Annotated in this window: 24 protein-coding genes, 1 tRNA gene and 1 riboswitch; of the genes, 5 read left to right on the plus strand and 20 right to left on the minus strand. The window is 69.6% G+C overall.

Annotated features, from left to right (window positions below):
- Positions 1-22: 22 nt before the first annotated feature.
- From ACNJ7K_RS11995 to ACNJ7K_RS12005, 3 genes are all read left to right on the plus strand, one after another.
- Complete coding sequence (locus tag ACNJ7K_RS11995) at positions 23-2,206, plus strand: malate synthase G (protein WP_487041743.1); 2,184 nt, start codon at positions 23-25, stop codon at positions 2,204-2,206.
- Positions 2,207-2,349: 143 nt separating this feature from the next.
- Positions 2,350-4,083 (plus strand): substrate-binding domain-containing protein, encoded by a 1,734-nt coding sequence (locus tag ACNJ7K_RS12000; protein WP_487041744.1) that lies wholly within the window; start codon positions 2,350-2,352, stop codon positions 4,081-4,083.
- A 2-nt stretch (positions 4,084-4,085) separates the two neighbouring features.
- Positions 4,086-5,231 (plus strand): metallophosphoesterase, encoded by a 1,146-nt coding sequence (locus tag ACNJ7K_RS12005; protein WP_159418147.1) that lies wholly within the window; start codon positions 4,086-4,088, stop codon positions 5,229-5,231.
- A gap of 135 nt (positions 5,232-5,366) precedes the next feature.
- On the opposite strand, the gene gcvP is transcribed toward ACNJ7K_RS12005, so the two are convergent.
- From gcvP to ACNJ7K_RS12060, 11 genes are all read right to left on the minus strand, one after another.
- The gene (gene gcvP, locus ACNJ7K_RS12010; RefSeq protein WP_159418146.1) at positions 5,367-8,219 is read right to left on the minus strand and encodes an aminomethyl-transferring glycine dehydrogenase; all 2,853 of its coding nucleotides are present in this window, start codon (positions 8,217-8,219) and stop codon (positions 5,367-5,369) included.
- A gap of 162 nt (positions 8,220-8,381) precedes the next feature.
- Positions 8,382-8,477: riboswitch (glycine riboswitch) on the minus strand.
- A 132-nt stretch (positions 8,478-8,609) separates the two neighbouring features.
- Complete coding sequence (locus ACNJ7K_RS12015; RefSeq protein WP_016694271.1) at positions 8,610-9,236, minus strand: MerR family transcriptional regulator; 627 nt, start codon at positions 9,234-9,236, stop codon at positions 8,610-8,612.
- A gap of 241 nt (positions 9,237-9,477) precedes the next feature.
- Positions 9,478-9,951, minus strand: coding sequence for a bifunctional nuclease family protein (locus ACNJ7K_RS12020; RefSeq protein ID WP_059384135.1), 474 nt, complete (start codon positions 9,949-9,951; stop codon positions 9,478-9,480).
- 149 nt (positions 9,952-10,100) lie between these two features.
- A complete protein-coding gene (gene ftsR / locus ACNJ7K_RS12025) occupies positions 10,101-10,838 on the minus strand; it encodes a transcriptional regulator FtsR (protein WP_016694269.1) in 738 nt (245 codons plus the stop codon).
- The gene (garA, locus tag ACNJ7K_RS12030) at positions 10,838-11,299 is read right to left on the minus strand and encodes a glycogen accumulation regulator GarA (protein ID WP_006552746.1); all 462 of its coding nucleotides are present in this window, start codon (positions 11,297-11,299) and stop codon (positions 10,838-10,840) included. Before garA ends, ftsR begins: the two co-directional genes overlap by 1 nt.
- Before the next feature lie 155 nt (positions 11,300-11,454).
- A complete protein-coding gene (gene gcvH, locus ACNJ7K_RS12035) occupies positions 11,455-11,859 on the minus strand; it encodes a glycine cleavage system protein GcvH (protein ID WP_159418145.1) in 405 nt (134 codons plus the stop codon).
- Between the two features lie 42 nt (positions 11,860-11,901).
- Positions 11,902-12,699, minus strand: a complete 798-nt coding sequence (locus ACNJ7K_RS12040) for a DUF881 domain-containing protein (protein WP_120282956.1) — start codon at positions 12,697-12,699, stop codon at positions 11,902-11,904.
- 2 nt (positions 12,700-12,701) lie between these two features.
- Positions 12,702-13,061: a small basic family protein gene (locus ACNJ7K_RS12045; protein WP_006552743.1), complete on the minus strand. Its 360-nt coding sequence runs from the start codon at positions 13,059-13,061 to the stop codon at positions 12,702-12,704.
- On the minus strand, positions 13,058-13,921 hold the full coding sequence (locus ACNJ7K_RS12050; RefSeq protein ID WP_159418143.1) for a DUF881 domain-containing protein: 864 nt from the start codon (positions 13,919-13,921) through the stop codon (positions 13,058-13,060). Before ACNJ7K_RS12050 ends, ACNJ7K_RS12045 begins: the two co-directional genes overlap by 4 nt.
- 4 nt (positions 13,922-13,925) lie before the next feature.
- Positions 13,926-14,528, minus strand: coding sequence for a CDP-alcohol phosphatidyltransferase family protein (locus ACNJ7K_RS12055; protein ID WP_006552741.1), 603 nt, complete (start codon positions 14,526-14,528; stop codon positions 13,926-13,928).
- 110 nt (positions 14,529-14,638) lie between these two features.
- A complete protein-coding gene (locus ACNJ7K_RS12060) occupies positions 14,639-15,256 on the minus strand; it encodes an NUDIX hydrolase (protein ID WP_033098314.1) in 618 nt (205 codons plus the stop codon).
- Between the two features lie 196 nt (positions 15,257-15,452).
- On the opposite strand from ACNJ7K_RS12060, the gene ACNJ7K_RS12065 reads away from it, so the two are divergent.
- Together ACNJ7K_RS12065 and ACNJ7K_RS12070 are read left to right on the plus strand one after the other, a co-directional pair.
- Positions 15,453-16,481, plus strand: a complete 1,029-nt coding sequence (locus tag ACNJ7K_RS12065; RefSeq protein WP_230791741.1) for a phosphotransferase family protein — start codon at positions 15,453-15,455, stop codon at positions 16,479-16,481.
- A 40-nt stretch (positions 16,482-16,521) separates the two neighbouring features.
- A complete protein-coding gene (locus ACNJ7K_RS12070) occupies positions 16,522-16,917 on the plus strand; it encodes an MmcQ/YjbR family DNA-binding protein (RefSeq protein WP_024101105.1) in 396 nt (131 codons plus the stop codon).
- A 21-nt stretch (positions 16,918-16,938) separates the two neighbouring features.
- On the opposite strand, the gene ACNJ7K_RS12075 is transcribed toward ACNJ7K_RS12070, so the two are convergent.
- The 9 genes from ACNJ7K_RS12075 to xerD all read right to left on the minus strand — a co-directional run bounded on the left by ACNJ7K_RS12075 (position 16,939) and on the right by xerD (position 25,044).
- The gene (locus ACNJ7K_RS12075; RefSeq protein ID WP_120282966.1) at positions 16,939-17,355 is read right to left on the minus strand and encodes a VOC family protein; all 417 of its coding nucleotides are present in this window, start codon (positions 17,353-17,355) and stop codon (positions 16,939-16,941) included.
- Positions 17,356-17,849: 494 nt separating this feature from the next.
- A tRNA-Pro gene (locus ACNJ7K_RS12080) sits at positions 17,850-17,923 on the minus strand.
- 97 nt (positions 17,924-18,020) lie between these two features.
- On the minus strand, positions 18,021-19,451 hold the full coding sequence (der, locus tag ACNJ7K_RS12085; protein ID WP_019289613.1) for a ribosome biogenesis GTPase Der: 1,431 nt from the start codon (positions 19,449-19,451) through the stop codon (positions 18,021-18,023).
- Positions 19,448-20,110 (minus strand): (d)CMP kinase, encoded by a 663-nt coding sequence (gene cmk / locus ACNJ7K_RS12090; protein WP_120284343.1) that lies wholly within the window; start codon positions 20,108-20,110, stop codon positions 19,448-19,450. Before cmk ends, der begins: the two co-directional genes overlap by 4 nt.
- A gap of 29 nt (positions 20,111-20,139) precedes the next feature.
- Positions 20,140-21,333: a pseudouridine synthase gene (locus ACNJ7K_RS12095; RefSeq protein ID WP_225623570.1), complete on the minus strand. Its 1,194-nt coding sequence runs from the start codon at positions 21,331-21,333 to the stop codon at positions 20,140-20,142.
- 10 nt (positions 21,334-21,343) lie between these two features.
- Positions 21,344-22,027 carry an SMC-Scp complex subunit ScpB gene (scpB, locus tag ACNJ7K_RS12100; protein ID WP_230791819.1) on the minus strand — a complete coding sequence of 228 codons (684 nt, stop codon included), beginning with the start codon at positions 22,025-22,027 and terminating at the stop codon, positions 21,344-21,346.
- A 26-nt stretch (positions 22,028-22,053) separates the two neighbouring features.
- Positions 22,054-22,950, minus strand: coding sequence for a segregation and condensation protein A (locus ACNJ7K_RS12105; RefSeq protein WP_372473931.1), 897 nt, complete (start codon positions 22,948-22,950; stop codon positions 22,054-22,056).
- Positions 22,951-22,955: 5 nt separating this feature from the next.
- Positions 22,956-23,939, minus strand: a complete 984-nt coding sequence (locus ACNJ7K_RS12110) for a ParA family protein (protein WP_372473929.1) — start codon at positions 23,937-23,939, stop codon at positions 22,956-22,958.
- A 133-nt stretch (positions 23,940-24,072) separates the two neighbouring features.
- On the minus strand, positions 24,073-25,044 hold the full coding sequence (gene xerD, locus ACNJ7K_RS12115; protein ID WP_059384124.1) for a site-specific tyrosine recombinase XerD: 972 nt from the start codon (positions 25,042-25,044) through the stop codon (positions 24,073-24,075).

The raw sequence follows: 25,044 nt of genomic DNA on the forward strand, positions 1-25,044 counted from the left end.
GCAACCGGAAAGAGTGAGGGTGATGACAGAACGCGTGCAGGTCGGCGGACTTCAGATCGCGCAGGTTCTCTACGACTTCGTCAACAACGAGGCCATCCCCGGCAGCGGGCTCGACGCGGACACCTTCTGGGCAGGTGCCGACAAGATCGTCCACGACCTCGCCCCCAAGAACCGGGCGCTGCTCGCCAAGCGTGACGAACTCCAGGCCCAGATCGACGGCTGGCACCGCGACCGCGCCGGACAGCCCCACGACCCGGCCGCCTACAAGGCCTTCCTCGAAGAGATCGGCTACCTCGTTCCGGCCCCCGAGCCGTTCACCATCGGCACCGAGAACGTCGACTCCGAGATCGCCGAGACCGCCGGCCCGCAGCTCGTCGTGCCCGTCCTCAACGCCCGCTTCGCGCTCAACGCCTCCAACGCGCGTTGGGGATCGCTCTACGACGCGCTCTACGGCACCGACGTCATCCCCGAAGAAGGGGGCGCCGAGAAGGGCACCGGCTACAACAAGGTCCGCGGCGACAAGGTCATCGCCTGGGCCCGCGACTTCCTCGACAAGGCCGCACCCCTCGCGCAGGGCTCGCACGCCGACTCCACCGGCTACCGCATCGACGGCACCGAACTGAAGGTCACCCTCGGCGACGGCACCGTCACCGGACTCGCCCAGCCCGACAAGCTCGTCGGCTACCTCGGCGACAAGGCCACCCCGTCCTCGGTGCTGCTGCGCAACCACGGCCTGCACATCGACATCCAGATCGACCCCGAGTCCCCCATCGGCAGCACCGACGCCGCCGGCGTCAAGGACGTCGTCCTCGAATCCGCCGTCACCACCATCATGGACTTCGAGGACTCCGTCGCCGCCGTCGACGCCGACGACAAAGTCATCGGCTACCGCAACTGGCTCGGCCTCAACCGCGGCGACCTGTCCGAATCCTTCGACAAGGGCGGCAAGACCCTCACCCGCACGCTCAACCCGAACCGCGTCTACACCGCCCTCGACGGCAGCGACCTCGAACTGCACGGCCGCTCCCTGCTGTTCGTCCGCAACGTCGGACACCTCATGACCAACCCCGCCGTCCTCGACCGCGACGGCAACGAGGTCCCCGAAGGCATCCTCGACGCGCTCGTCACCAGCCTGTGCGCCATCCACGGCCTACACATCGACGAGGACCACGGCCCGCTCGCCAACAGCCGCACCGGCTCGATCTACATCGTCAAGCCCAAGCAGCACGGCCCCGAGGAATCCGCCTTCACCACCGAACTGTTCGGCCGCGTCGAAGAGGTCCTCTCCCTGCCCACCAACACCCTCAAGGTCGGCATCATGGACGAGGAACGACGCACCACCGTCAACCTCGCCGCCTGCATCAAGGCTGCCTCCGACCGCGTGGTGTTCATCAACACCGGCTTCCTCGACCGCACCGGCGACGAGATCCACACCTCCATGGAGGCCGGCCCCGTCGTCCGCAAGGCCGCGATGAAGCAGCAGCGCTGGATCGCCGCCTACGAGGACTGGAACGTCGACACCGGCCTCGCCTGCGGCCTGCAGGGCAAGGCCCAGATCGGCAAGGGCATGTGGGCCATGACCGATCTCATGCGCGACATGGTCGAGCAGAAGATCGGCCAGCCCAAGGCCGGCGCCAACACCGCCTGGGTGCCCTCGCCCACCGGCGCCACCCTGCACGCCACCCACTACCACGAGGTCGACGTCTTCGCCGTCCAGAACGAGCTCAAGGGCACCAGCCGCGCCACCGTCGACGACATCCTCACCATCCCCCTCGCCGAGAACCCGAACTGGTCCGACGAGGAGAAGCGCGAAGAACTCGACAACAACTGCCAGTCCATCCTCGGCTACGTCGTGCGCTGGATCGACGCCGGCGTCGGCTGCTCCAAGGTCCCCGACATCCACGACGTCGCGCTCATGGAGGACCGCGCCACCCTGCGCATCTCCAGCCAGCTCCTCGCCAACTGGATCCGCCACGACGTCGTCACCGCCGACGAGGTCATCGCCTCCCTCGAGCGCATGGCACCCGTCGTCGACCGGCAGAACGAAGGCGACCCCGGCTACCGGCCGCTCGCCCCGAACTTCGACGACAACATCGCCTTCCAGGCCGCCAAGGAACTCATCCTCGAAGGCACCACGCAGCCCAGCGGCTACACCGAGCCGATCCTGCACCGCCGTCGCCGCGAGAACAAGGCCAAGTACGCCTGACCCGCACACCGACACCCCAGGGCCCCGATCCACACCGGATCGGGGCCCTGCCCGTCCCCGCACCGCGCGGCGAAGCCAGGTCACATCCCGTCTCTCACTAGACTCGACCATCGGACCGACGAACGAAACGAGGCGGACACGACGTGGGCGGGCGACATCGCGGCAGCGGACGACGAGGAATCAGCACGAGCGTCATCGTGGTCGCCGTAGGCGTAGTACTCGCCCTGCTCGCCGTCCTCGGCTGGTTCCGCCTCCGCGACAACATCGACGACCAGGCCACCGCCGCCGCCGAAACCTGCGTCGAAGGCGACACCGTCCTGCACATCGCCGCCGACCCCCTCATCGCTCCCGCCCTCACCGAACTCGCCGACCAGTGGACCGACGGCGGCGTCCGCGTCATCCGCGACCACTGCGTCACCGCCGAGATCACCGCCGTCGACAGCCTCGCCGCCGCCGACACCCTCACCGCCGGCACCTGGGATCCGGCACTCGGCCCCGAACCCGCCCTGTGGGTGCCCCTCGACACCCGGATGAGCGCCCGCGCCGCCGACACCATCGACGGCACCCCCCGCTCCCTCGCCACCTCCCCGGTCGTGCTCGCCGTCCCCACCGACCTCGGCCGCGCCCTCACCACCGCCACCGTCCGCTGGCAGGACCTGCCCCGACTCCAGAACGACCCCGCCGCCATGCGCGAGAGCGGACTCGACATCTGGGGCACCCTCGGCCTCGCCCTGCCCACCGGCACCGAGACCCACGCCACCACCCTCGCCCTCGAAGCCGTCACCGCCGCCACCACCGGCATCGGCGCCGGACCGGTCACCCTCGAACAGGCCGCCACCCCCACCGCCATCACCGCCGTGAGCACCCTCGCGCTCGGCGCCGACACCCTCGGCGCAGTCGGCACCACCGCCGACACCCTCGCCGCGCTCGGCGCCCGCCCCGACACCGAGGCCCCCATCCACGCCGTGCCGGTCGTCGAACAGCAACTGCACCGCGCTCTCACCGACGGGCAGGTCCGCGGCCTCACCGGCCACCTGCCGATCGGCGTCGCACCCGTCGTCGACTTCCCCACCGCCGTCGTCGACGCCCCCTGGGTCGACGAGACCCTCGCCCGCGCCGCCGCGGAGTTCACCGACTACGCGCGTCGCCCCGAACAGACCGGCATCCTCACCGCCCACGGCTTCCGCACCGCCGACGCCGCCCCCGAACCCGCCGGGGAACTGCCGCTGCCCCGCGTCGACACCGTCCTCGCCCCCGCCGACCCCACCGTCGACGACGTCCTCGTCGCACTGCGTCTCGCCCCGGTGTCCCCGCGCAAGGTCACGATGGTCGTCGACACCTCCACCTCCATGGGCACCCCCGCCGGCGACGGCACCCGCCTCACCGCCACCGCGGGGGCCCTGCGCGAGGCCATGCGCCGAGCCTCCATCAACTCGGTGATGGGCATGTACGTCTTCGCCGACACCCCCAGCGGGCACCGCGTCGCCGTCATCCGCGACGGCCTCACCGAGTCCAAGCGCGCGGCGATGTCCTCGGTCCTCGACGACATCGACCTCGTCGAGCGCGAACCGGTCTACGCCACCCTCACCGCCGCCTACCGCGACGCCGTCGACAACTACGACCCGGGCCGACCGAACTCCGTGCTCGTCGTCGTCGACAGCGACGACCCCGACGAGACGGCCGCCCGCGACCTGCGCGCGGCGATCGACGAACTCGCGTCCCCTGCCACCCCTGTGCGGATCGACGTCGTCATCCTCGGCGACCGCACCGACCCCGTCCTCGAGCAAGCCGCCGAGGCCACCGACGGCAACCTCACCGTCGTCGACACCACCGACCCGGCCGATCTCACCGACCTCCTCCGAAAGCTGACGTCCTGACCGTGCTCCGACTTCTCGTCATGGGGGTCTTCCTCGCCCTCCTCACCTACCTGCTGCATCGACGACTCGTCCGGGCACCCGGCCTGCCGCGTCCTGCCGCCCTCGCCGCCGACCTCGTCCTGGCGGCGATGTTCGTCCTCACGCTCGGTGCCTCCGGGGTGGGCACGGCGCTCGACCCCGCCTGGGCCCGCCCCATCGGGTTCCTCGGCTGGAGCTGGATGGCGGTGGTGCTGTACCTGATGCTCGGGCTCCTGCTCGTCGGAGCGGGACTGCTCGTCGCCCGCCTCGTCCGGCGCGGACACCCCGGGCCGACCACCGACGTGACCCCGCGACGGGGTCTGCGCATCGCGACCGCCGTGCTCGTCGTCGCCGCGGTCGCCGCCGTCGGATACGGCACGGTCGAAGCCGACCGGCCGCGGATCGTCACCGTGCCCGTCGCGCTGCAGGACCTGCCCACCGGCTTCGACGGCGCCCGGATCGCGCTCGTCACCGACCTGCACGTCGGACCCGCCCGCGGCGCCGACTTCGTGCAACGCGTCGTCGACCTCGTCGCCGACCAGCAGCCCGACCTGATCGTGCTCGGCGGCGACCTCGCCGACGGCACCGTCGACCTCGTCGGTTCCGACCTCGAACCGCTCCGGCAGCTGCAGGCCCCGCTCGGGGTGTACGGCGTCAGCGGCAACCACGAGTACTACTCCGACGACGCCGAATCATGGCTCGACCATTGGGAGACGCTCGGTGTACGCACCCTGCGCAACGAGCACGTCGTCCTCGAACGCGCCGGCGACGTCGTCGCGCTCGCCGGCGTCCACGACTACACGGCCACCGAACCCCACCACCCGGACATGCCCACCGCCCTCGACGGCATCGCGGACGGTACCCCGGTGATCCTCGCCGCCCACCAGCCCCGGCACATCGACGAGGCCCGCGAACTCGGAGTCGACCTGCAGCTGTCCGGGCACACCCACGGCGGACAGATGTGGCCGCTGCGGCCGTTCGTATCCCTCGCCAACCCCACCGTCACCGGACTCGACCGCTTCGGTGACACGCAGATCTATACGTCCCAGGGCACCGGCGCGTGGGGACCGCCCGTGCGGGTCGGCACCCCACCGGAGATCTCCGTCCTCGAGCTGACCGCCGCGAACTGAGGGCCTTGCCCTCAGGGCAGGGTGAGATGTGTTCTTACTGGGTAGAGGTTCTGTATTTCTTTGGTTTCCGTACTATTCGGAGTTATTCTATCGATGAAGATGGCCGACGGACGTGTCCGTCGGCCATCCCCGGCATCAGCCGCTGTACGCCTCCAAGGGAGGGCACGAGCACACCAGGTTCCGGTCGCCGTGTGCGCCGTCGATACGCCGCACCGCCGGCCACACCTTGGCCCGGCTCTTCCCCATCGGGAACACCGCGATCTCCCGCGAGTACGGGTGGTTCCACTCACCCACCAGGCATTCCGCGGTGTGCGGAGCCCCGCGCAGCGGATTGTCGTCCACCGGCCACTCTCCTGCCCCGACCCGGTCGATTTCACCGCGGATCGAAATCATCGCGTCGATGAACGCGTCGAGTTCGGCGATGTCCTCGCTCTCGGTGGGCTCGACCATGAGGGTGCCGGCCACCGGGAAGCTCATCGTCGGCGCGTGGAAGCCGTAATCGGCCAGACGCTTCGCGACGTCGTCGACCGTCACCCCCGTCGCCTTCGTCAGCGGACGCAGATCGAGGATGCACTCGTGGGCGACCATGCCGGTCTCCCCCGTATACAGCACCGGGAAGTACTCGTCGAGACGACGCGCGATGTAGTTGGCCGACGCGATTGCCGTCAGCGACGCGCGACGCAGTCCCTCGGCACCCATCATCTTGATGTACGCCCAGGTGATCGGCAGGATCGACGCCGACCCGAAGGGCGCCGCCGAGACCGGTCCCGCTCCCCCGAGTCCCGGCTCCGCCGGATGACCCGGCAGGTACGGGGCCAGATGCGAACGGACACCGATCGGGCCGACCCCCGGACCGCCACCACCGTGCGGGATGCAGAAGGTCTTGTGCAGGTTCAGGTGGCTGACATCGCCCCCGAACTTGCCCGGCCGCGCCAGACCCACGAGAGCGTTGAGGTTGGCGCCGTCGATGTACACCTGACCGCCGGCGTCGTGCACGGCACCGCAGATGTCGGCGATGTCGTGCTCGTAGACACCGTGCGTGGACGGATAGGTGATCATGATCGCGGCCAGTCGCGCACCGTGGTCGGCGATCTTGGCGCGCAGGTCGTCGAGATCGACGTCGCCGTTCGGACGGCACGCGACGACCTCGACACGCATGCCCGCCATCACAGCGGATGCGGCATTGGTGCCGTGCGCGCTCGACGGGATCAGGCAGATGTCCCGATCGGTGTCGCCGCGGTCGAGGTGGTAGTGGCGGATCGCGAGCAGACCCGCGTACTCACCCTGGCTGCCGGCGTTGGGCTGCAGGCTCACGGCGTCGTAGCCCGTCACCGCGGCGAGCCAACCCTCCAGGTCGGCGATGAGACGGCGGATGCCGCCCGTCTGGTCCGCCGGAGCGAAGGGATGCAGACCCGCGAACTCGGGCCAGGTGATGGCTTCCATCTCGGCGGCGGCGTTGAGCTTCATCGTGCACGAGCCCAGTGGGATCATCGTCCGGTCGAGGGCGAGGTCCTTGTCGGACAGACGCCGCAGGTAACGCATCATCGCGGTCTCGGTGCGGTAGCGGGTGAACGCCTCGTGCTGCAGGAACTCGCTGGTGCGGGCCAGGGCCTGCGGCAGCGCCGTTCCCTCGGCGGCCTCCCCGGCGTCGACGCCGAAAGCGCCCAGGACCGCGTCCACGTGCGCCGCGGTGGTGGCCTCGTCGCACGAGATCGACACGTGATCGTCGTCGACCCGGTACAGGTTGATGCCGGCCTCGAGGGCGGCGGCGAGCACGGCGTCGGCGCGCCCCGGGACGCGCACGAGGACGGTGTCGAAGAACTCGTCGTGGACGACCTCGACGCCACCGGCGCGCAGACCGTCGGCGAGGCGGCGGGCGTGCCCGGCGACGCGGCGGGCGATGCCGGTGAGGCCTTCGGCGCCGTGGTACGAGACGTACATGGCCGCGAGCACGGCGAGGAGCACCTGGGCGGTGCAGATGTTGCTGGTGGCCTTCTCACGGCGGATGTGCTGCTCACGGGTCTGCAACGCGAGCCGGTAGGCCGGGTTGCCGTCCGCGTCCACCGAGACACCGACGAGGCGTCCCGGCAGGGTGCGGGTGTGGGCGCTACCGACGGCGAGGTAGCCGGCGTGCGGCCCACCGAAGCCCATCGGCACACCGAACCGCTGGGTGGTGCCGAAGCACGCGTCGGCGCCCTGCTCCCCGGGCGGGGTGATCAGGGTCATGGCCAGCAGGTCGGCACCGACGGCGACGAGCGCGCCGCGGTCGTGGGCGGCCGCGATGATCGGAGCGGCGTCGATGATGCGTCCCGAAGCGCCGGGCACCTGCAGGATCACGCCGAAGAACTCGCCCTCGGGCAGTCCGTCGGCAGCGAGGTCGGCGGTGACGATCTCGATGCCGAGTGGTTCGGCGCGGGTCGCCAGCACCGCGGCGGTCTGCGCGAACAGGTCGACGTCGACGACCAGGCGCGGGCTCTTGGACTTGCGGTTCGCGCGGCGCAGCAGGGTCATCGCCTCGGCGGCGGCGGTGGCCTCGTCGAGCATCGACGAGTTCGCGATCTCCATGCCGGTCAGGTCGGCGACCATGGTCTGGAAGTTCAGCAGCGCCTCGAGGCGTCCCTGACTGATCTCCGGCTGGTAGGGGGTGTAGGCCGTGTACCAGGCGGGGTTCTCGATGATGTTGCGCAGCAGCACGGGCGGCGTGAGCGTGTCGTAGTAGCCGTGACCGATCATCGATGTCGCCACGGTGTTCTGCGACGCGAGTGCCTTCAGTTCGGCGAGTACGTCGTGCTCGGAGCGGGGCGCGTCGAGGACGTCGAGGCCGGTCGGCACGTTGTCTGCACGGTCGTCGAGGATGGCGGCCGGTACCGCGGCGGTGGCGAGGGCGTCGAGGGAATCGACTCCGACGACGTCGAGGATCCGGTTCAGGCCGGCGGTGTCGGGGCCGATGTGGCGATCGGCGAAGTTCGAGGTGACGGCATCTGTCATCGCAGCTCCCGGGCTGGTCGGCGAGGTCCACATGCGCGCGGTCGCGCGAGGTGGTTCCTCCCCCTCTGTCGTGAGCTCGCGGAGCGAGCGCCTGAGAGATTCGGCCGGCCAGAGCCTTTCCCCGTGGGCGGGCGGGTGCTCCCGCCGCTTTCCAGAGACGTCGGAGCTCACGCGGTCCCGGTTGCCTGAGAGATTGACGGGGAGGTGCTGCTCCTTCGGCGCCCGGCTCGGTGTCCGGGTCTCTCCCGCGTGATGGCGACGCATCTTCGAGTCTAGATCACGTCGCAGGGGTCGAAATACCGCAGGTGCGGAAAGCGCCGCAGGTGGTGGAGATGGATCAGCAGAGATGGATCGGCGGTGTCGTCGGCCGATGCGACATCAGTGGTGGGGTCAGCCGATGCGGCGGTTGATGCGTTCGCGGCGACGCGACGCGAGTTCGTCCTCGGGGCGTTCCTCGACGCCGCCGCCATCGGCGCGTTCGGCGGGAAAATCGGCAATGCTGCCGGTGAGTTCGCGCATCGCGCCGCTCACCGCGATCCCGAAGACACCTTGCCCGCCCTGCAGCAGGTCGACGACCTCTTCGGGCGACGTGCACTCGTAGACGGTGGTGCCATCGGAGAACAGGGTGATCTTCGCGAGGTCGCCCACCCCGCGGCTGCGGAGATGGTCGACGGCGACGCGGATGTTCTGCAACGAGACACCGGTGTCGAGCAGGCGCTTGACGATCTTGAGGACGAGGATGTCCTTGAACGAGTACAGCCGCTGGCTACCGGAGCCGGCGGCCCCGCGGATGGACGGTACGACCAGATTCGTGCGGGCCCAGTAGTCGAGCTGGCGGTAGCTGATTCCCGCGATCTGACAGGCGATGGGCACGCGGTAGCCGACGAGCTCGTCGGGTACCGAGTTGTCCGGAAACAGGCCCGGTTGGATCTCGTCGGTCTCGTTCGTCCGCGGCGCCGGATTCGAGCGATCGCCGGAATCGACGCCGAGTGGCTGTCCCTTCGTCCGATCTCGCACTACTGACTCCCTCTCGCGCGCCCAGTTCTGCCTCGCAACGATCGATTGGCGGATCCCCCCGACCACATCCGATCATCGAGCGCTCCCAGGCTCACCGAGTCATCCCTGGCGGATCAACTCAGCGTACGCTCCGGTGTTGGGCGTCGGGCTGCAACACGCCGACCGGAAGGCAACGTTCGACATTACTACCGTCACGGCCGACGCGCGCGCCAACGCTCGTCGCCGTGCGGACGGACGGCGCTCAGCCGTCCGTCGCCTTGAAATCGTCGGGCGAGACGGAGTCAAGGAACTCCTTGAACTTCTCGACCTCGTCCTCCCGTTCGTCGGGCATGACCAGTCCTGCCTCCGTGAGCACCGGTTCCTCGACGTGGACCGGCGCGCCGATGCGCAAGGCCACCGCGACCCCGTCGGAGGGCCGGCAGGACACGCGCATCCCTCCGTCGAAGACCAGATCCGCGTAGAACGTCCCTTCGCGCAGGTCGACGATGCGCACCTCGCGCAGGTTGTGACCGAACGCCTCGAGGAGGTTCTTGATCAGGTCGTGGGTCAGCGGCCGCGCTGGTTCGACCCCCTGCTGTTCGAGGGCGATGGCGGTCGCTTCGTTCTGCCCGATCCAGATCGGCAGATACCGATCGCCGTCGACCTCCCGCAGCAGGAGGACAGGCTGGTTCTGCGGCTGTTCGATACGAATCCCTACTATCCGCATCTCGCTCATCGCGATGCCTCCGTCCTGCTGCTCGTCGGTGGTGGGACCACCCGACAGGTACTGCCTGGAATTCTAGTGTCCTCCAGCGCATCCGTCAGGTGCCGTACGTCACCACCCGACGGAGGGCCCGTGGTCGCACACGGCGATGAATTCGTCGCCTAACGGTCGAGGGCCCCCTGCACCGCCGCTTTCACCAGGCAGGTGTGCAATGTCAACGACAGTGCGGCCAGTTCGCGCACCATCTCCTCGGCGCGCTGCCGCGCCCCGGCGTCGCGGCCCTTCGCGATCGGACCGGCTATCTGCGCGACGAGCGCGGCCTCGCGGTCGGCGGCGAGCTTGAACGCCCGCAGGTGCCGAACCTCGAGGCCGAACTCCGCCATCGCTTTCGCCGTGCGGGCGAGCAGCACCGCGTCCTCGTCGAAGAAACCGGCCGGGCCCGGCTTGACCAGGCCCGCCCCCACCAGCTCGGTGAGGAAGGCCGCGTCGATCCCCGCACGGGTGCACAGATCGTCGCGACTCACCCGGATCTCGCGGTCGGTGCGCAGATCCTCCGGCGAGACCTCGCCGCGGGCGACCGCCAGCGGGCGCGGCCGGGTGATCCGGGTCTCGACCGATCCCACCGTGGCGGCGCCGCGGTCGATCGCCTCGAGCTGCTCCTTGATCACCTTGAGCGGAAGGTACTGATCGCGCTGCGCGGTGAGCACGTACCGCAGACGCTCGCAGTCGGCGATCGAGAAGCGTCGGTAGCCCGAGGGGGTGCGTTCCGGGCTGATCAGTCCCTCGGCCTCGAGGAACCGGATCTTCGAGATCGTCACGTCCGGGAATTCCGGACGCAGGCGGTCGAGCACCGACCCGATCGACATTCCGGCCGGCGCCGGCTGGCGGGCCGCGGTCATCAGCTACCCGCGCCCTGGTTACCTCGCGGACCGGTCAGGAACACCAGCCGGAACTTGCCGATCTGCACCTCGTCGCCGTTCGCGAGAACGGCGGAGTCGACCGGCTCGCGGTTGACGTAGGTGCCGTTGAGGCTTCCCACGTCGACGACCTGGAATTCGCCCTCGTCCTGGCGGAACTCGGCGTGCCGACGGCTGACGGTCACGTCGTCGAGGAAGATGTCGCTGTCGGGATGCCGACCCGCCGAGGTGGTGGGCTGGTCGAGCAGGAAGCGCGATCCTGCATTGGGTCCCCGCTTGACCACCAGCAGCGCCGATCCGGCGGGCAGGCCCTCAACACCCGAGACGGGCGCTTCGGTGGTGGCCGAACCCGCGCCCTCCACTTCGTTCAGGAAGTCGGCGCGAAATACCGAAGTGGTCTCTGCAGGAGTCTCCTCGTAGCCCGCGTTGCCGTTCTCGCTCACCGTTTCTCCTTATCCGTTCGACCACCCGGGTGATCCCGGACGGTCGCTGATTCGTTCGCCCCGTTCAGGTCCGACACGGCACACGCCATATCCGACCGTACCCCGCTCGGGGGTACTGACGCAGACAGTCGCGGTCACGTTACCTGTCGGGTCCGTCAGCCTTCCGTGATCCCGCGGTAACCTTCCGCGTCGAGCGTCTCCGCGAGCGCCTCGTCGAGGTCGCTCTCGCTGCCGATCTCCACGTCGACGAGCCAGCCGTCCTCGTACGGGCTGCTGTTCACCAGTTCGGGATTCGCGTCGAGTTCCGTGTTGACGGCGGTCACCTTCGCGGTCAGCGGCGCGAACACGTCCGACACGCTCTTGGTGGACTCGACCTCTCCGAAGGACTCGCCGGCGGCGATCTCGGCGCCCGCCTCGGGCAGCTGCACGAAGACCACGTCGCCGAGTTGGGACTGTGCGTAGTCGGTGATCCCGATGCGCACGGTCGTCGCGCCCGTCCTGCGCACCCACTCGTGCTCGGGGGTGTACCGCAGATCCTCGGGTGTCGCGAAATCGGTCAAGACTGGTCCTTTCGGAGACGACGTTCGACCGGAACGTCGGATTCAGTTACCGGGCTGAGAGTATTGGCGTGGCTCGATCTCCCGCAAGGCGGACACCTCCACCTGCGGAGACTGTTCCACGGACAATGATCCGCCCGCACGGGCGACCGTGTCGACCACTCCGCCGGGAATGTTCAATGCGGCGGCGAGAGTCGGTCCGTCGCCGATGGCGGTGACGGTGTACGGAGCGTCGAGTCCGCGGTCGTCGACGACGATGTCGCCGCCCGGTCCGGTGACCCACGAATCGACCCCGATGCGCACGGTCTCGCCGTTCGCCCCGGCGATCTGCATCGTGTCGGCACCCGCCGCGCGCAGCTCCTGGATCATGTCGAGCAGCACCTCCGATCCGACGCCCTCGCGCGGATCGTCGACGGTGAGAACCACTCCGGGCCCGGTGGCGGGTTCGGTGCCGAGTTGCACCGACAGCGTGTACAGGCGCGTGCGGGCTTCCTCGAGTGCCGCTTCCGAGCCTTCCTGTTCGAGACTCGAGAGGGTGCGCTCGAGTTCGGTGATCTCCTGGCGGAGAGCGGCTTCGCGGCGGTTGAGGTTGTCGAGCAGCACGAGCAGGTCCGCAGGGCGCGCCGAGTCGAGGTCGTCGCCGGTGTCGGTCGTGCGCACCTGGGTGGCGATGCCGGCGCCGAGCAGGACGACGAGAATCGCCGCGAGGACGAGGAAGACGCGTTGCGAGCGGGTGGTGCGGCTCGCGTCGGACCCGGTGGTGGTCTCGTCGCCCGCGCCGGCGCCGGTCTCGGGCGTGGTACCGGTGTCGCGCGTGGGGCCGGGTTGTTGCGGTTCGGTCACGGTCAGGCTCCGAACAGGCGACGACGTAGGGCGGCAGCGTTTCCGAAGATGCGGATGCCGAGGACGACGATGACTGCGGTCGACAGCTGGGTGCCCACCCCGAGCTGGTCGCCGAGCCACACGATCAGTGCGGCGACGAGGACGTTGAAGACGAACGACACCACGAACACCTTCGCGTCGAAGATGTCGTCGAGATAGGCGCGCAGACCGCCGAAGACCGTGTCGAGCGCGGCGACCACCGCGATGGGCAGGTAGGGCTGCACGACATCGGGTACCTGTGGGCTGAACACGATTCCGGCGCCGATCCCGATCGCCAGTGCGAGCACCGCGTAGAGCGCGTGACCGTGTTCGAGTCGCTTCACCTGTACCCCGTTTCTCCACTGCTGCCGAGTTTCCGGACCGTGGCGGCCGGAAACTCGAGATCGTCCTCCTCGGCGAGGGTGAATCCCACCCCGTAGAGCTGCTGAATCCCCGCGATGCGCAGGTAGGCGTCGCTGACGACGAAGGACGTCTGCAGCCGGGAGGGAGATCCCACCGCCGAGACCGTGTACGGGGAGAATACGGGCCGGTTGTCGACGAGCATCGCTCCCCCGGCCTGCCGGACGGTCACCCCGGGACCCACCCGCACGCCCCCGACCTCGACGGCCTCCGCACCGGCCGCCCACAGCGCGTTGACGACCGACTGCAGGTCGCGGTCGAGAACGAGCGCGGTGGGCCGATCCTCGAGTCGTGCCGCATCCGACAGGTTCGGTCGCGCGGCGGGTTCGGTGAGGGTGACCGTGATCCCCGGACCACGCACCGGTGTTGCTGCGGCTGCGGTCTCGGCGTCGCGGAGTCGGTCGAGGATGGTCGCGCCGTCGCCTCCGTCGGAGAACAGGGCGGTGCGTCGTTCGTCGACCGCGGCACCGAGTTCGTCCCGTTGTGCAGTGAGCGCGGCGATGCGTTCGTCCCCTGCCCGAAGGGAGTCGAGGATCTCGGCGCGGGTGCTGTCGGTGCCGGCCTGCACGTCGGCGTTCTGCGCGTACGCGACGCCGATCACGAGGCCGGCGAGGAGAACTCCGACGCCGAGCCACGCGCGCGACGCGCGCGGAGAGGTGCTCGAGCGCCCTGCCGCCCGGTCCGCGGCGGACGCGGCGTAGCCGGGGTCGAGATGATCCTCGAGGAGCGACTTCAGGAGCGAGGGCACCGGATTGCGCCGGATGCGTTCCCATGCGCGGCTCATCGGATCACCGCCCGGCCGGCACGATCCGTGCCGTCACGACGGCCTGCCCGAGGTACAGCAGGCCGGTCCACACGTACAGCACGGTCCCCCAGATCAGGGCAGCCCAGCCGAGCGGGCCGGTGATCGGCTCCGAGGCGGGCACTGCGACGGCCCCGAGCATCAGCGGCAGTGCGCACATGAGCAGGAAGGTGGCGCCCTTGCCGAGGTACAGCACGTCCGGCGGGGGCAGTTCCCGGCGCCGGTAGACGGCCAGGGTCGGGGCCAGGACGAGTTCGCGGCCGACGAGGATCACCGCGATCCACCAGGGCACGATGTCGCGCGCCACGAGGGCGACGAGGGTGGCCACGATGTAGAGGCGGTCGACGGCGGGATCGAGAAGGGCGCCGAGTCGGGAGGTCTGGTCGAGCAACCGGGCGAGTTTGCCGTCGGCCCAGTCGGTGATACTGCTCGCGGCCAGCAGGATCAGCGCCCAGACATCGGCATGGGCGACGAGGACGAGATAGAGGAAGACGGGCACACCCAGCAGTCGGACGAAGCTGAGGACGTTCGGCACGGTGAGGATGCGGTCCGATCCGCGCGCGTCGGCGGTTCCGGTCGCATCGGTCATGGTGGGCCGCTCCGTGTTCTCGTGAGGTCGTTCTCGTGGTGCCCCGCCGGAGTTCCGTTCGGGCACGGAGTCCAGCCTTCCACAGCCGCGCGACCGGAGATTCCGGGGTGTCAACGCCAGGCGAAGACCGGCTGCTCGAGACCGTCGATGCGCGTGGCCCGCCGGCGCAGTACGACCTCGCGGAACTGGTAGACCACCGCGGCGGTCGGTGCGTGCACGAGGTGACCGCGGAAGGGCCACTGGATCACCGGCTTGTCGGATTCGGGGATGGTGACGAAGCGCGGATCGACGTCGAGTTCGTCGGTGGTGACGGCGAAGAGCACGTCGACCTCGTCGGGGCTGGGCTTCAGATCGGTCACGGCGGTGTCCGACCACACGACGAACGGCGACATGACGTAACCGGAGCGCGTGATGTAGTCGTCGAGCCGGCCGAGCACGGCCTCGGGGCCGAGGTCGAGTCCGAGTTCCTCGTGCAGCTCGCGCAAGGCGGCCTCCTCGGCCTGCTCCCCCTCGTCCAGACGCCCGCCCGGCAACGCGAACTGGCCGGGATGCGCCCGCAGACGCGTGGGGCGCCGCGTGAGGGGCATGACGGGGTTGCCGTTCCCGTCGTCGAGCACCGCCACGACGACGGCTGCGTGCCGGCGGCCGTCGAGCGGCAGTCGGCGCGAGTCGAACGCGTCCAGCGCGTCGCGGACGTTGTCTCGGTCGAGAGGATGAGCAGCGGGCATGGGTCGACAGTAGTTCGTCACAATCGCACCGGCGGGTCGGCGCATGTCCTGGCTGGTGTCGGTGGTGCCGATCCCGAGGAGAGGAATTCTGGATATTTGTGGTTTCCGTACCGTCCGGATTACCTGCGTGGGTGGGAGTTCTCCGCACACGGATCCCCACCCGCGGTCATAGTGGGAGCCGACGGAAAGGAGCTCGATGAACGACGTGCCCGCCGGCCTCGACCTCGATGCGCTCGATGCCTATCTGCAGACCTCCGCCCCCGACCTGTTCTCCGGTCCCCTCCGCGCACGCCTGATCAGCGGCGGGCGCTCGAATCTCACCTACGAGGTGACCGACGGTGACCGGCGGCTGGTGCTGCGCCGTCCCCCACTCGGACACGTCCTCGCGACGGCACACGACATGGCTCGCGAGTACCGCGTCATCTCCGCGCTCGCCGGCACCGCGGTACCGGTCCCCCGCTCGTACCTGCTGTGCGAGGACGATTCGGTGCTCGGCGCGCCCTTCTACCTCATGGATCTGGTCGTGGGGACGCCCTATCGCACCGCGGAGGAACTCGAACCGCTCGGCGCCGAGCGCACGCGCGTGATCTCCGAGCGGATGGTCGACACCCTGGCCGCCCTGCACGCGGTGGACCCGGCCGCCGTGGGACTCGAGGACTTCGGCCGCCCCCAGGGCTTCCTCGAGCGGCAGGTGCGGCGCTGGACCACCCAGCTCGAGAACTCGCACAGCCGGGACCTCGACGGCGCCGACGAGCTTCACCGGCTGCTCGTCGACAATCTGCCGGGCGACGGCGAGGTGGGCATCGTGCACGGCGACTACCGGCTCGACAACGTCCTCGTCGACGACGACGACAAGGTGGTCGCGGTGCTGGACTGGGAGATGGCCACGATCGGCGATCCCCTCACCGATGTGGCGTTGCTGCTGGTCTACCAGCGGCTGGCGCGGGAGAACACGGAATTCCCCGTCTCGACGGTGTCCCGCGCTCCGGGCTTCCTCGGCGACGACGAACTGCTCGCGCGGTACGAGGCCGCCGGTGGACGCGACCTGTCGGACATGGCGTTCCACCTCGCCCTGGCCTACTACAAGCTCGCGGTGATCCTCGAAGGCATCTACTTCCGGTTCCGTCAGGGCAAGACGGTCGGCGACGGGTTCGAGGAACTCGGCCGCGGCGTCGAGCCGCTGTTGCACGCCGGTATCGATGCGCTGAAGAGTCGGAAGAGTTGATCGCGCGACCGTCGTCGTAGCCGCTCGGTACGCTCCGCTCATGCCGCATCCGGTGATGTTCGACGAGGCGGATCCCCTGCTCGCTCGTGTGCGCTCGCTCGCGCTGGCCCTGCCCGGCGCGAGCGAGAAGATCTCGCACGGCCGTCCGTTCTTCTCCACCCGGACGGCCTTCGCGGTCTACGGAGGCGGCGAGAAGGGCACCCGCGCACCGTTTCCCCGCTCCCTCATCGTCAAGCCCGACGAGGAGGAGCGCCGCGCGCTGCTCGAGGAACCCCACACCTATGTGCCGATGTATTTCGGGCCGTCCGGGTGGGTCGGGTACGACCTCGCCCGTCCGGAGGTGGACTGGGACGAGGTCGCCGAACTGCTCGACATGTCCTATCGGCAGACCGCGCCACCGAAACTGGTGCGCGAGCTCGACGCCCGCCTCGGCTGACGGGCGCCGAGCGGCGCGGGTTCAGCCCTGCTGGTCGCCGATGCTGACCATCCACGACACGCCGAAGCGGTCGGTGCACACGCCGAACAGATCGCCCCAGGGGGCACGTTCGAGCGGCATGTCGACGCGACCGCTGTCGCTCAGCGCGTCCCACCAACCCCGGAGCACGCTCTCGTCGTCCCCGCTGAGCGACAGCGAGAAGTTCGTACCGGGCGTGTAGTCCATGCCGTTCGGGGTGTCCGAGGCCATGAGCACGAAGCCGCGGTCGGTGGTGAGCATCGAGTGCATCACCTTGTCGTCCTCGCTCGGATCCTGCGAGGCGTTCATGTCCGCGAACCTGCTCACCGTCAGTTCGCCGCCGAACACCGACCTGTAGAACTCCATGGCCTCGCGTGCGGAATCGCGGAATGCGAGATAGGGATTGAATCGTGTGGTCATCGTGGTCCTTTCGCGGGTGCCGCAGGGCACGGATGGTGCCGCACGGAGAGTGACCATCCGCCGACGCATTTCTCATCGTGGACGGTGCGCACCGGATCCGGGAGCGTTCGGCGCGATCCGTGTCAGGAGACCGCCACTGTGGCGCCGGCGTACTCGGGCCGGTCGATCAGGTCGGCCGGCACGCGCCCGACCGCACGTCGCGGGACCGCTCACGACGAGACGTCGCTGTCGGAAACCGTTGCCTCGTCGTCGTCACCGTCGGTGAGGTTCACCGGTTGCACGATGGTCCAGTCGAGGTCGCTGGAGCGCGCACGAGGGCGTCCTGCCCGTGCACGGCACGTTCGATATCCGAGTCACGGACGGCGTCGCCCGTCACGACCGTGACGGGGTTGACGCCGGGGTCGGTGCGTACCGCTGCGCCGTCGACGGCCGGATGAGTCCTCGGCAGAGACGAGAAAACCCCTTCCGACCGAAGCCGGAAGGGGTTTTCGCTGTCGGGCTGACAGGATTTGAACCTGCGACCACTTGACCCCCAGTCAAGTGCGCTACCAAGCTGCGCCACAGCCCGTCCGCGCTCTCTCCGAGCGCTCTCAGAGATTACAACAGGAACGGACCTAAACACTAATCGGCTGGTCAGCGCGTTTTCACGACCGGGCGTCGGGAGCTCACTTGCGGCGGTCGCGCTTCTCCCGCACGCGCACCGAGATCCGCACGGGACTGCCGTCGAAGTTGAACTCCTCACGCAGGCGACGTTCGAGGAAGCGGCGGTAGCCGGCCTCGAGGAAGCCCGTGGTGAACAGCACGAAGGTCGGCGGCCGAGTGGCCGCCTGAGTGGCGAACAGCACCCGGGGCAGGCGACCGCCGCGCATCGGCGGCGGGGTCGCGGCCACGACCTCCTTGAGCCAGGAGTTCAGGCGTCCGGTCGAGATGCGCTTGTCCCACGACTCGAGGGCGGTCTCCATGGCCGGGACGAGCTTCTGCACGGCGCGACCGGTCTTGGCGGAGATGTTCACCCGCGACGCCCACGGCACCCGCAACAGGTCGCGATCGATCTCGCGGCCGAGTTCGTAGCGGCGGTCCTCGTCGACGAGATCCCACTTGTTGAAGGCGATCACCAAGGCGCGACCGGACTCGACGACCATCGTGATGACCCGCTGGTCCTGCTCGGTGATGGGCTGCGAGGCGTCGATGAGCAACACCGCCACCTCGGCCGCGTCGATCGCACCCCGCGTGCGCAGGGAGGCGTAGAACTCGGCGCCGGACGCGCTGTTGACGCGCTTGCGCAGACCGGCGGTGTCGACGAACCGCCACGGCTTGCCGCCGAGCTCGACGATCGAGTCCACCGGGTCGACCGTGGTGCCGGCGATGTCGTGCACCACCGACCGCTCGTCGCCGGCGAGCTTGTTGAGCAGGCTCGACTTGCCGACGTTCGGCTTGCCCACCAGCGCGACGCGGCGAGGCCCTTCCCCACCGGTGCCCTCGCGGGGCGTGGCCGGCAACTTGGCGAGCAGCTCGTCGAGCAGGTCGCCGGTGCCGCGGCCGTGGGTGGCCGACACCGAATAGGGCTGGCCGAGTCCGAGGGACCACAATGTCGCGGCCTCGGATTCGACGCGGTCGTCGTCGACCTTGTTCGCCACGAGCAGCACCGGCGTCTTCGACCGGCGCAGCACCTTCGCGACGGCCTCGTCGACGCTGGTGGCGCCCACCGTGGCGTCGACGACGACGAGGATCGCGTCGGCAGTGCGCATCGCGACCTCCGCCTGCCGGGCCACGGACTGCTGCATGCCCTTCGCGTCGGGCTCCCATCCGCCGGTGTCCTGCACCATGAATCGGCGGCCGTTCCACGACGCCTCGTACGAGACGCGGTCGCGGGTGACGCCCGGGACGTCCTCGACGACGGCTTCACGTCGGCCGATGATGCGGTTGACCAGGGTGGACTTGCCGACGTTCGGTCGGCCGACCACGGCGACGGTCGGGACCGGGACGAACTCCTCGAGGTCGCCGCCCTCGGCGAACTCGATGTCCCAGTCACCTTCTTCCGACCACGTGCCGTCGCCGTCGAACCCGGTGTAGTCGGTGCTCAGGTCGTCGCTCACAGCTTCGCTCCAGTCTGCTCGGCGACCACCGCGAGCAACGCGGCGATCACCTCGTCGATGTTCATGTCGCTGGTGTCCACGACGACCGCGTCGTCCGCCGCGCGCAGTGGGGACACCGCGCGGGTGGAGTCGAGGTGGTCGCGGCGCTGCACCGCGGCGAGGACCGCCTCGTAGTCGTCGCCGCGACCCTCGGCGATGTTCTGGTTGTTGCGCCGGTGCGCGCGGGCCTCCGCCGAAGCGGTGAGGAAGATCTTCACGTCCGCGTCGGGGAAGACGACCGTACCGATGTCGCGTCCTTCGATGACGACGCGGTGCTCGGCGCGGCCGAGCCGCTGCTGGGCCTCGACGAGCAGGGTGCGCACCTCGGGCACGGCGGAGACCGCGGAGACCGCGGCCGTCACCTCGGCGCCGCGGATGATCTCGCGCACGTCGTCCCCGTCGAGGCGGATGTCCTCGACGGTGGGGTCGGTGCCGATCGACCACGGCAGGCCGGCGGTGACGGCGGCGATCGCGGCCGGATCGGTCAGATCGGTGCCGCGGCGCAGGGCGTGCAGCGTCGCGATGCGGTACATCGCGCCGGTGTCGAGATAGGCGGCACCGAGATGCTGCGCGAGACGCTTGGAGACAGTGGACTTGCCCGTGCCGGACGGGCCGTCCATCGCGACGATCAACACGTCTCCCGGGGCGGTCACAGCTTCACCGCCTGGTACAGGCCTCCGACCTCGTTGCGGCCGAGGACACGGAGGGTGCCGGGACGCTGGTCGCCGAGCGCGACGGGACCGATGTTGGTGCGCACGAGCCGGATCACGGGGAAACCGACCGCGTCGAGCAGACGTCGCACGATGTGCTTGCGTCCCTCGTGCAGCACGAGCCGCACGAGCGACTGGCCTTCGTGGACCTCGAGCAGCGAGAACTCGTCGACGGAGGCGGGTCCGTCCTCGAGTTCGATGCCGGCCTTGAGCTGCTTGCCGACGCCGCGCGCGAGCACACCCTTGACGGTCGCCAGGTAGGTCTTGGGCACCTCGAAGGACGGGTGCATCAGCCGGTGCGCGAGTTCGCCGTCGTTGGTGAGCAGCAGCAGCCCTTCGGTGTCGGCGTCGAGACGACCGACGTGGAACAGGCGCTGCCCGGCGGCGACGCGTTCGGAGACGATGTCGCCGACGCAGGGACGGCCGAGATCGTCGGACATCGTGGACTGCCAGCCGCGGGGCTTGTTCAGCACGAGGTGCACGAGATCCTTGTTGATGACGACGCGGACGCCGTCGACCCGGATCACGGCGTTCTCCGGGTCCACGCGCAGGCCTTGTTCGACGACGATGTTGCCGTCGACCTCGACGCGACCTGCGGCGATGAGTTCCTCGGCAGCGCGGCGCGAGGCGACGCCGGCCTGGGCGAGCACCTTCTGCAGCCGCACGCCTTCACCGGCGGGCAGTTGGGCGTGGCCGGCTTCGCGGTGTTGGTGACGCGCCGGGCGGGCGTTGCTCACGGTCGGAACGACGCGCTGCGCGGCCCGCTTGGCGGCAGGCTTGGAGGGCTTGCCGGTCGAGGTGCCCTTGCGGTGCGGTTTGCGACCGGCGGCCGGCTGGGCCGGATTGCGGCCTCCGGCCGGCTGGGCCGGATTGCGGCCTGCAGCCGACTGGCCGGGAGTGGCCCGGCGATCGGAGCGGGGTGAGTCGGTGCGCTCCCCCGAACGGGGAGCCCCTGCGCGCCCCGAACGGGGAGCGTCTGTACGTCCGCTGGAGCGAGGCGCTTCGGTGCGTCCTCCGGAACGCGGTGCTTCGGTGCGTCCCGAGCGGGATCCCCCGGTGTTGCGCGTGTTCGCGCTGCGGGGATTGTTTCTTCTACGGTCCGGTGTGCCATCACGGCGAGCGGGTGTATTCACTTGGTTCCTGTCAGTTCTCTGGATCGAACTCCGCGGGCGAGAGAGTCTCGGGACGCGCGTTCCTACCCATTCTCTCAAATCGTGGGTCCGACTCGAGACTGTCGGCGATGTCGTCGATCACATCGACATCGGGCAGAAGCGGCGCAACGGGCGGCAGATCCTGCAGAGATGCCAGGCCGAGGCGTTCCAGGAACAGCTCCGTGGTGACGTAGAGCGTGCCGCCGGTCTCCGGATCGGTGCCCGCCTCGGCGATCAGATCCCGCGCGAGCAGGGTGCGCATCACCCCGTCGACGTTGACGCCACGCACGGCGCGGACACGGCTGCGCGTGACCGGTTGCCGGTAGGCGATCACGGCGAGCGTCTCGAGTGCGGCGCGGGTGAGCTTGGTGCGCGCGCCACCCTGCAGCAGCTTCTCGACGTAGGGCGCGAAATCGCGGCGCGTGTAGAAGCGCCAGCCGTCACCGGCGAACCGCAGGTCGATGCCGGATCCGCGCGCGGTGAGGTCCTGTGCGAGACGCCGCAGCGCAGCCTCGGCGCGGTCGGCGGTGACCCCGATGGCGGTCGCGAGCTGCTCGGTCGGCGCGGGGGTGTCGACGACGAGCAACAGTGCCTCGAGTGCCGCGGTGAGTTCGTCGTCGGCGATCTCGAGAAGTTCACCGTCCCATGCGCGCTCCGGTGCAGCGCTGTCGTCCACGTGCTCCCGCGCGACGGTGTCGTCGCTCACCCGTAGTCCTCCTCGAAATCGATGGCCTCCCCGTCGGTCTCCCCCGTCCACGCGACCTGCAGATGTCCGAGCGGGTCGGGTTGTTCGAAGGTGACGGCACGTTCGCGGTAGAGCTCGAGCAGCGCGAGAAACCGGGCCACGACGAGCAGTCCGAGATCGCAGTCGGCGACGAGTTCGTCGAATCCGACCCAGACGCCGGCGCCGCGGGCGCGCAGCAGCCCGAGGATGTGGGCGGCCTGTTCGGGAACCGACACCTTCGGGGTGTGCAGGTGGTCGAGACCGACGGTCGGTGGTGGTTTCGGCCGGAACGCCGCGGCCGCGATCTCGGCGAAGCGGTGCGCGTCGACACCGAGCACGACCTCCGGTACGAGATTCTCGTAGCACTCCTCGAGGGACACCGCGCGCGGATAGCGGCGCAGGGCGGCGGCCTCGAGGGCGGCGAACTGTTCGGCGATCTGCTTGTAGGCCCGGTACTGCAGCAGACGCGCGAACAGCAGGTCGCGGGCCTCGAGCAGGGCGAGATCCTCGGGGTCGTCGACCTCGCCGGCGGGCAGCAGCCGGGCGGCCTTGAGGTCGAGCAGGGTCGCGGCGACGACCAGGAACTCGGTGGTCTGGTCGAGGCCGAGTTCGGGACCGAGTTTGCGGGTGTAGGCGATGAAGTCGTCGGTGACCTCGTGGAGGGCCACCTCGGTGACGTCGAGGCGACGCTGCGAGATGAGGGTGAGCAGCAGGTCGAACGGGCCCTCGAAGTTGCGCAGGCGCACATGAAAGCCCGAGGTGGTCTCCTCGACCTGCGAGCCGGCCGGTTCGGGGGGTTCCTCGAGGACCACCGCGTCGACCTCCCCATCGGGTGCCGTGCCGGTGTCCGCCGAGTCCTGGACGGGAGCGTGCACGGGGCTCAGCGACCGCTCCGGTGGATCACTTCCCGCGCGAGGGCGCGGTACGACTCGGCGCCGGCGGAGGTGGGCGCCCAGCGGGTGATGGGTTCGCCGGCGACGCTGGTCTCCGGGAACTTGACGGTGCGGTTGATGACGGCGTCGTAGACGAGATCGCCGAAGACCTCCACGACCCGCGACATCACCTCACGTCCGTGCAGGGTGCGCTGGTCGAACATGGTGACGAGGATGCCGGCGACGGTCAGCTTCGGGTTGAGCCGGTCGCGGACCTTGGCGACGGTGTCGTTGAGCAGTGCCAGGCCGCGCAGGCTGAAGAACTCGCATTCCATGGGGATGAGCACCGAGTCGGCGCAGGCGAGCGCGTTGACGGTGAGCAGCCCCAGCGACGGCTGGCAGTCGACGAGGATGTAGTCGTAGCGGTCGAGCATCGGGTACAGGGCGCGGCCCAGGGCCTGTTCGCGGCCGACCTCGGAGACGAGCTGGATCTCGGCCGCCGACAGGTCGATGTTGCTCGGCAGCAGGTCGAGGCCCTCGACGTGGGTGCGCACAAGCACGTCGTCGGTGGACACCCGCGGTTCGACGAGCAGGTTGTGCACGGTGAGATCGAGATCGTGGTGGGCGACACCGAGTCCGGCGGACAGTGCGCCCTGCGGATCGAGGTCGACGAGCAGGACGCGGCGCCCGTACTCGGCGAGGGACGCCCCGAGGTTGATGGTCGAGGTGGTCTTGCCGACCCCGCCCTTCTGGTTGCACATCGCGATGATGCGGGCCGGTCCGTGGGTGGACAACGGCACCGGTTCCGGGACGGGACGGCGGGGCCGGCCGGTCGGTCCGAGATCGGGCTCGGCGGCGGTTCCGGAGGTCGTGGTCGGCTCGGTGGTGGACGTTCTGTCGGTGTCCTCGCGGCCGTGTGCGTCGACCGGGACGGTGTGCGACCGGAGGTGCTCCGGCTCCATGTAGGTGGCGGGTGGCCGAGGTGTGCCCACGTTCGGTACTCCCCCTGTCTTGCGACCCAGATGTTCTCTCCTCGACCCGCCGGGTGGCCGGCGGCTCGTCCCCAGAACGCTACCGCTTCGGCGGCAGGATCACCGCACGGACACGCGTCCCCTGGGGAGTCGGTCATCGTGCCCGCGGATGCGCCTGCGCCCATACTTCGCGGAGGGCACCGGCGGTGACCAGGGTGTATATCTGCGTGGTCGTCACAGAAGCATGCCCCAGTAACTCCTGTACCACGCGTACGTCGGCGCCACCGTCGAGCAGGTGCGTCGCGAAGGAGTGCCGCAGCGTATGTGGGGACACCCCGACGTCGACTCCGGCGCGTTCGGCGGCGGTCTGCAGCACCTTCCACGCGCTCTGCCGCGACAGGCGGCCGCCGCGCGCGTTGAGGAAGACCGCGGCGGTGCGGCCGGTCGCCAGGGCGGGTCGTCCCCGCACGAGATAGGCGTCGAGCGCGCCGAGCGCCGGGCGTCCGACCGGGACGAGTCGCTGTTTGCCGCCCTTGCCGCGCAGCAGCACAGTGCGCGATTCGGTGTCGATGTCGTCGACGTCGAGTCCGACGGCCTCGGAGATGCGGGCGCCGGTGGAGTACAGCAGTTCGAGCAGGGCGCGGTCGCGCAGACTGCGGGGTCCGTCGGCGTCGGGGGCGGCGGCATCGAGGATCGCGGTGACCTGGTCGACGGTCAGCGCCTTGGGCAGGCGACGCCCGGGCGCCGGGGGTTTGACGGTGCGGGCGACGTCGACCGGGGTCTGTCCTTCGGCGGCGGCGAAGCGGTGCAGGCCGCGCACGGCGATCAGGGCGCGGGCGGCCGAGCTCGCTGCCAGCGCCGGGCGGTTGCGTTCCGGGTCTCCGCGGCGCAGGCTCGCGGCGAAGTCGCTGATGTGGTGTTCGTGCACGTCGGCGAGGTCGCCGATGTGGATGTCGGTGAGGTGTTCGACGTAGCGCAGCAGGTCGCGGCGGTAGGAGGCGAGGGTGTTCGCCGCGACCCCCCGTTCGACGGTCAGGTGCGCGAGATAGGCGTCGAGTTGCCCGGTGAGTGTCGGGGACGGCTGCGGAGCGACCTGCGTGGCGGGACGCTCCTCACCGGGCAGCAC

This window comes from Rhodococcus shunpengi (genome assembly GCF_048381395.1).
Taxonomy (GTDB): Bacteria; Actinomycetota; Actinomycetes; order Mycobacteriales; family Mycobacteriaceae; genus Rhodococcus.

Bases quoted from the DNA above. Each gene is read 5' to 3' on its own strand.
- cmk (WP_120284343.1), bottom strand. From the start codon at position 20,110: ATGGACGGCCCGTCCGGCACGGGCAAGTCCACTGTCTCCAAGCGTCTC.
- ACNJ7K_RS12060 (WP_033098314.1), bottom strand. From the start codon at position 15,256: ATGCCCGCTGCTCATCCTCTCGACCGAGACAACGTCCGCGACGCGCTG.
- ACNJ7K_RS12020 (WP_059384135.1), bottom strand. From the start codon at position 9,951: ATGAGCGAGATGCGGATAGTAGGGATTCGTATCGAACAGCCGCAGAAC.
- ACNJ7K_RS12050 (WP_159418143.1), bottom strand. From the start codon at position 13,921: ATGAGCCGCGCATGGGAACGCATCCGGCGCAATCCGGTGCCCTCGCTC.
- ACNJ7K_RS11995 (WP_487041743.1), top strand. From the start codon at position 23: ATGACAGAACGCGTGCAGGTCGGCGGACTTCAGATCGCGCAGGTTCTC.
- ftsR (WP_016694269.1), bottom strand. From the start codon at position 10,838: ATGACCGCGGCCCGCCAGCCGGCGCCGGCCGGAATGTCGATCGGGTCG.
- ACNJ7K_RS12055 (WP_006552741.1), bottom strand. From the start codon at position 14,528: ATGACCGATGCGACCGGAACCGCCGACGCGCGCGGATCGGACCGCATC.
- ACNJ7K_RS12075 (WP_120282966.1), bottom strand. From the start codon at position 17,355: ATGACCACACGATTCAATCCCTATCTCGCATTCCGCGATTCCGCACGC.
- ACNJ7K_RS12070 (WP_024101105.1), top strand. From the start codon at position 16,522: ATGCCGCATCCGGTGATGTTCGACGAGGCGGATCCCCTGCTCGCTCGT.
- ACNJ7K_RS12065 (WP_230791741.1), top strand. From the start codon at position 15,453: ATGAACGACGTGCCCGCCGGCCTCGACCTCGATGCGCTCGATGCCTAT.
- gcvP (WP_159418146.1), bottom strand. From the start codon at position 8,219: ATGACAGATGCCGTCACCTCGAACTTCGCCGATCGCCACATCGGCCCC.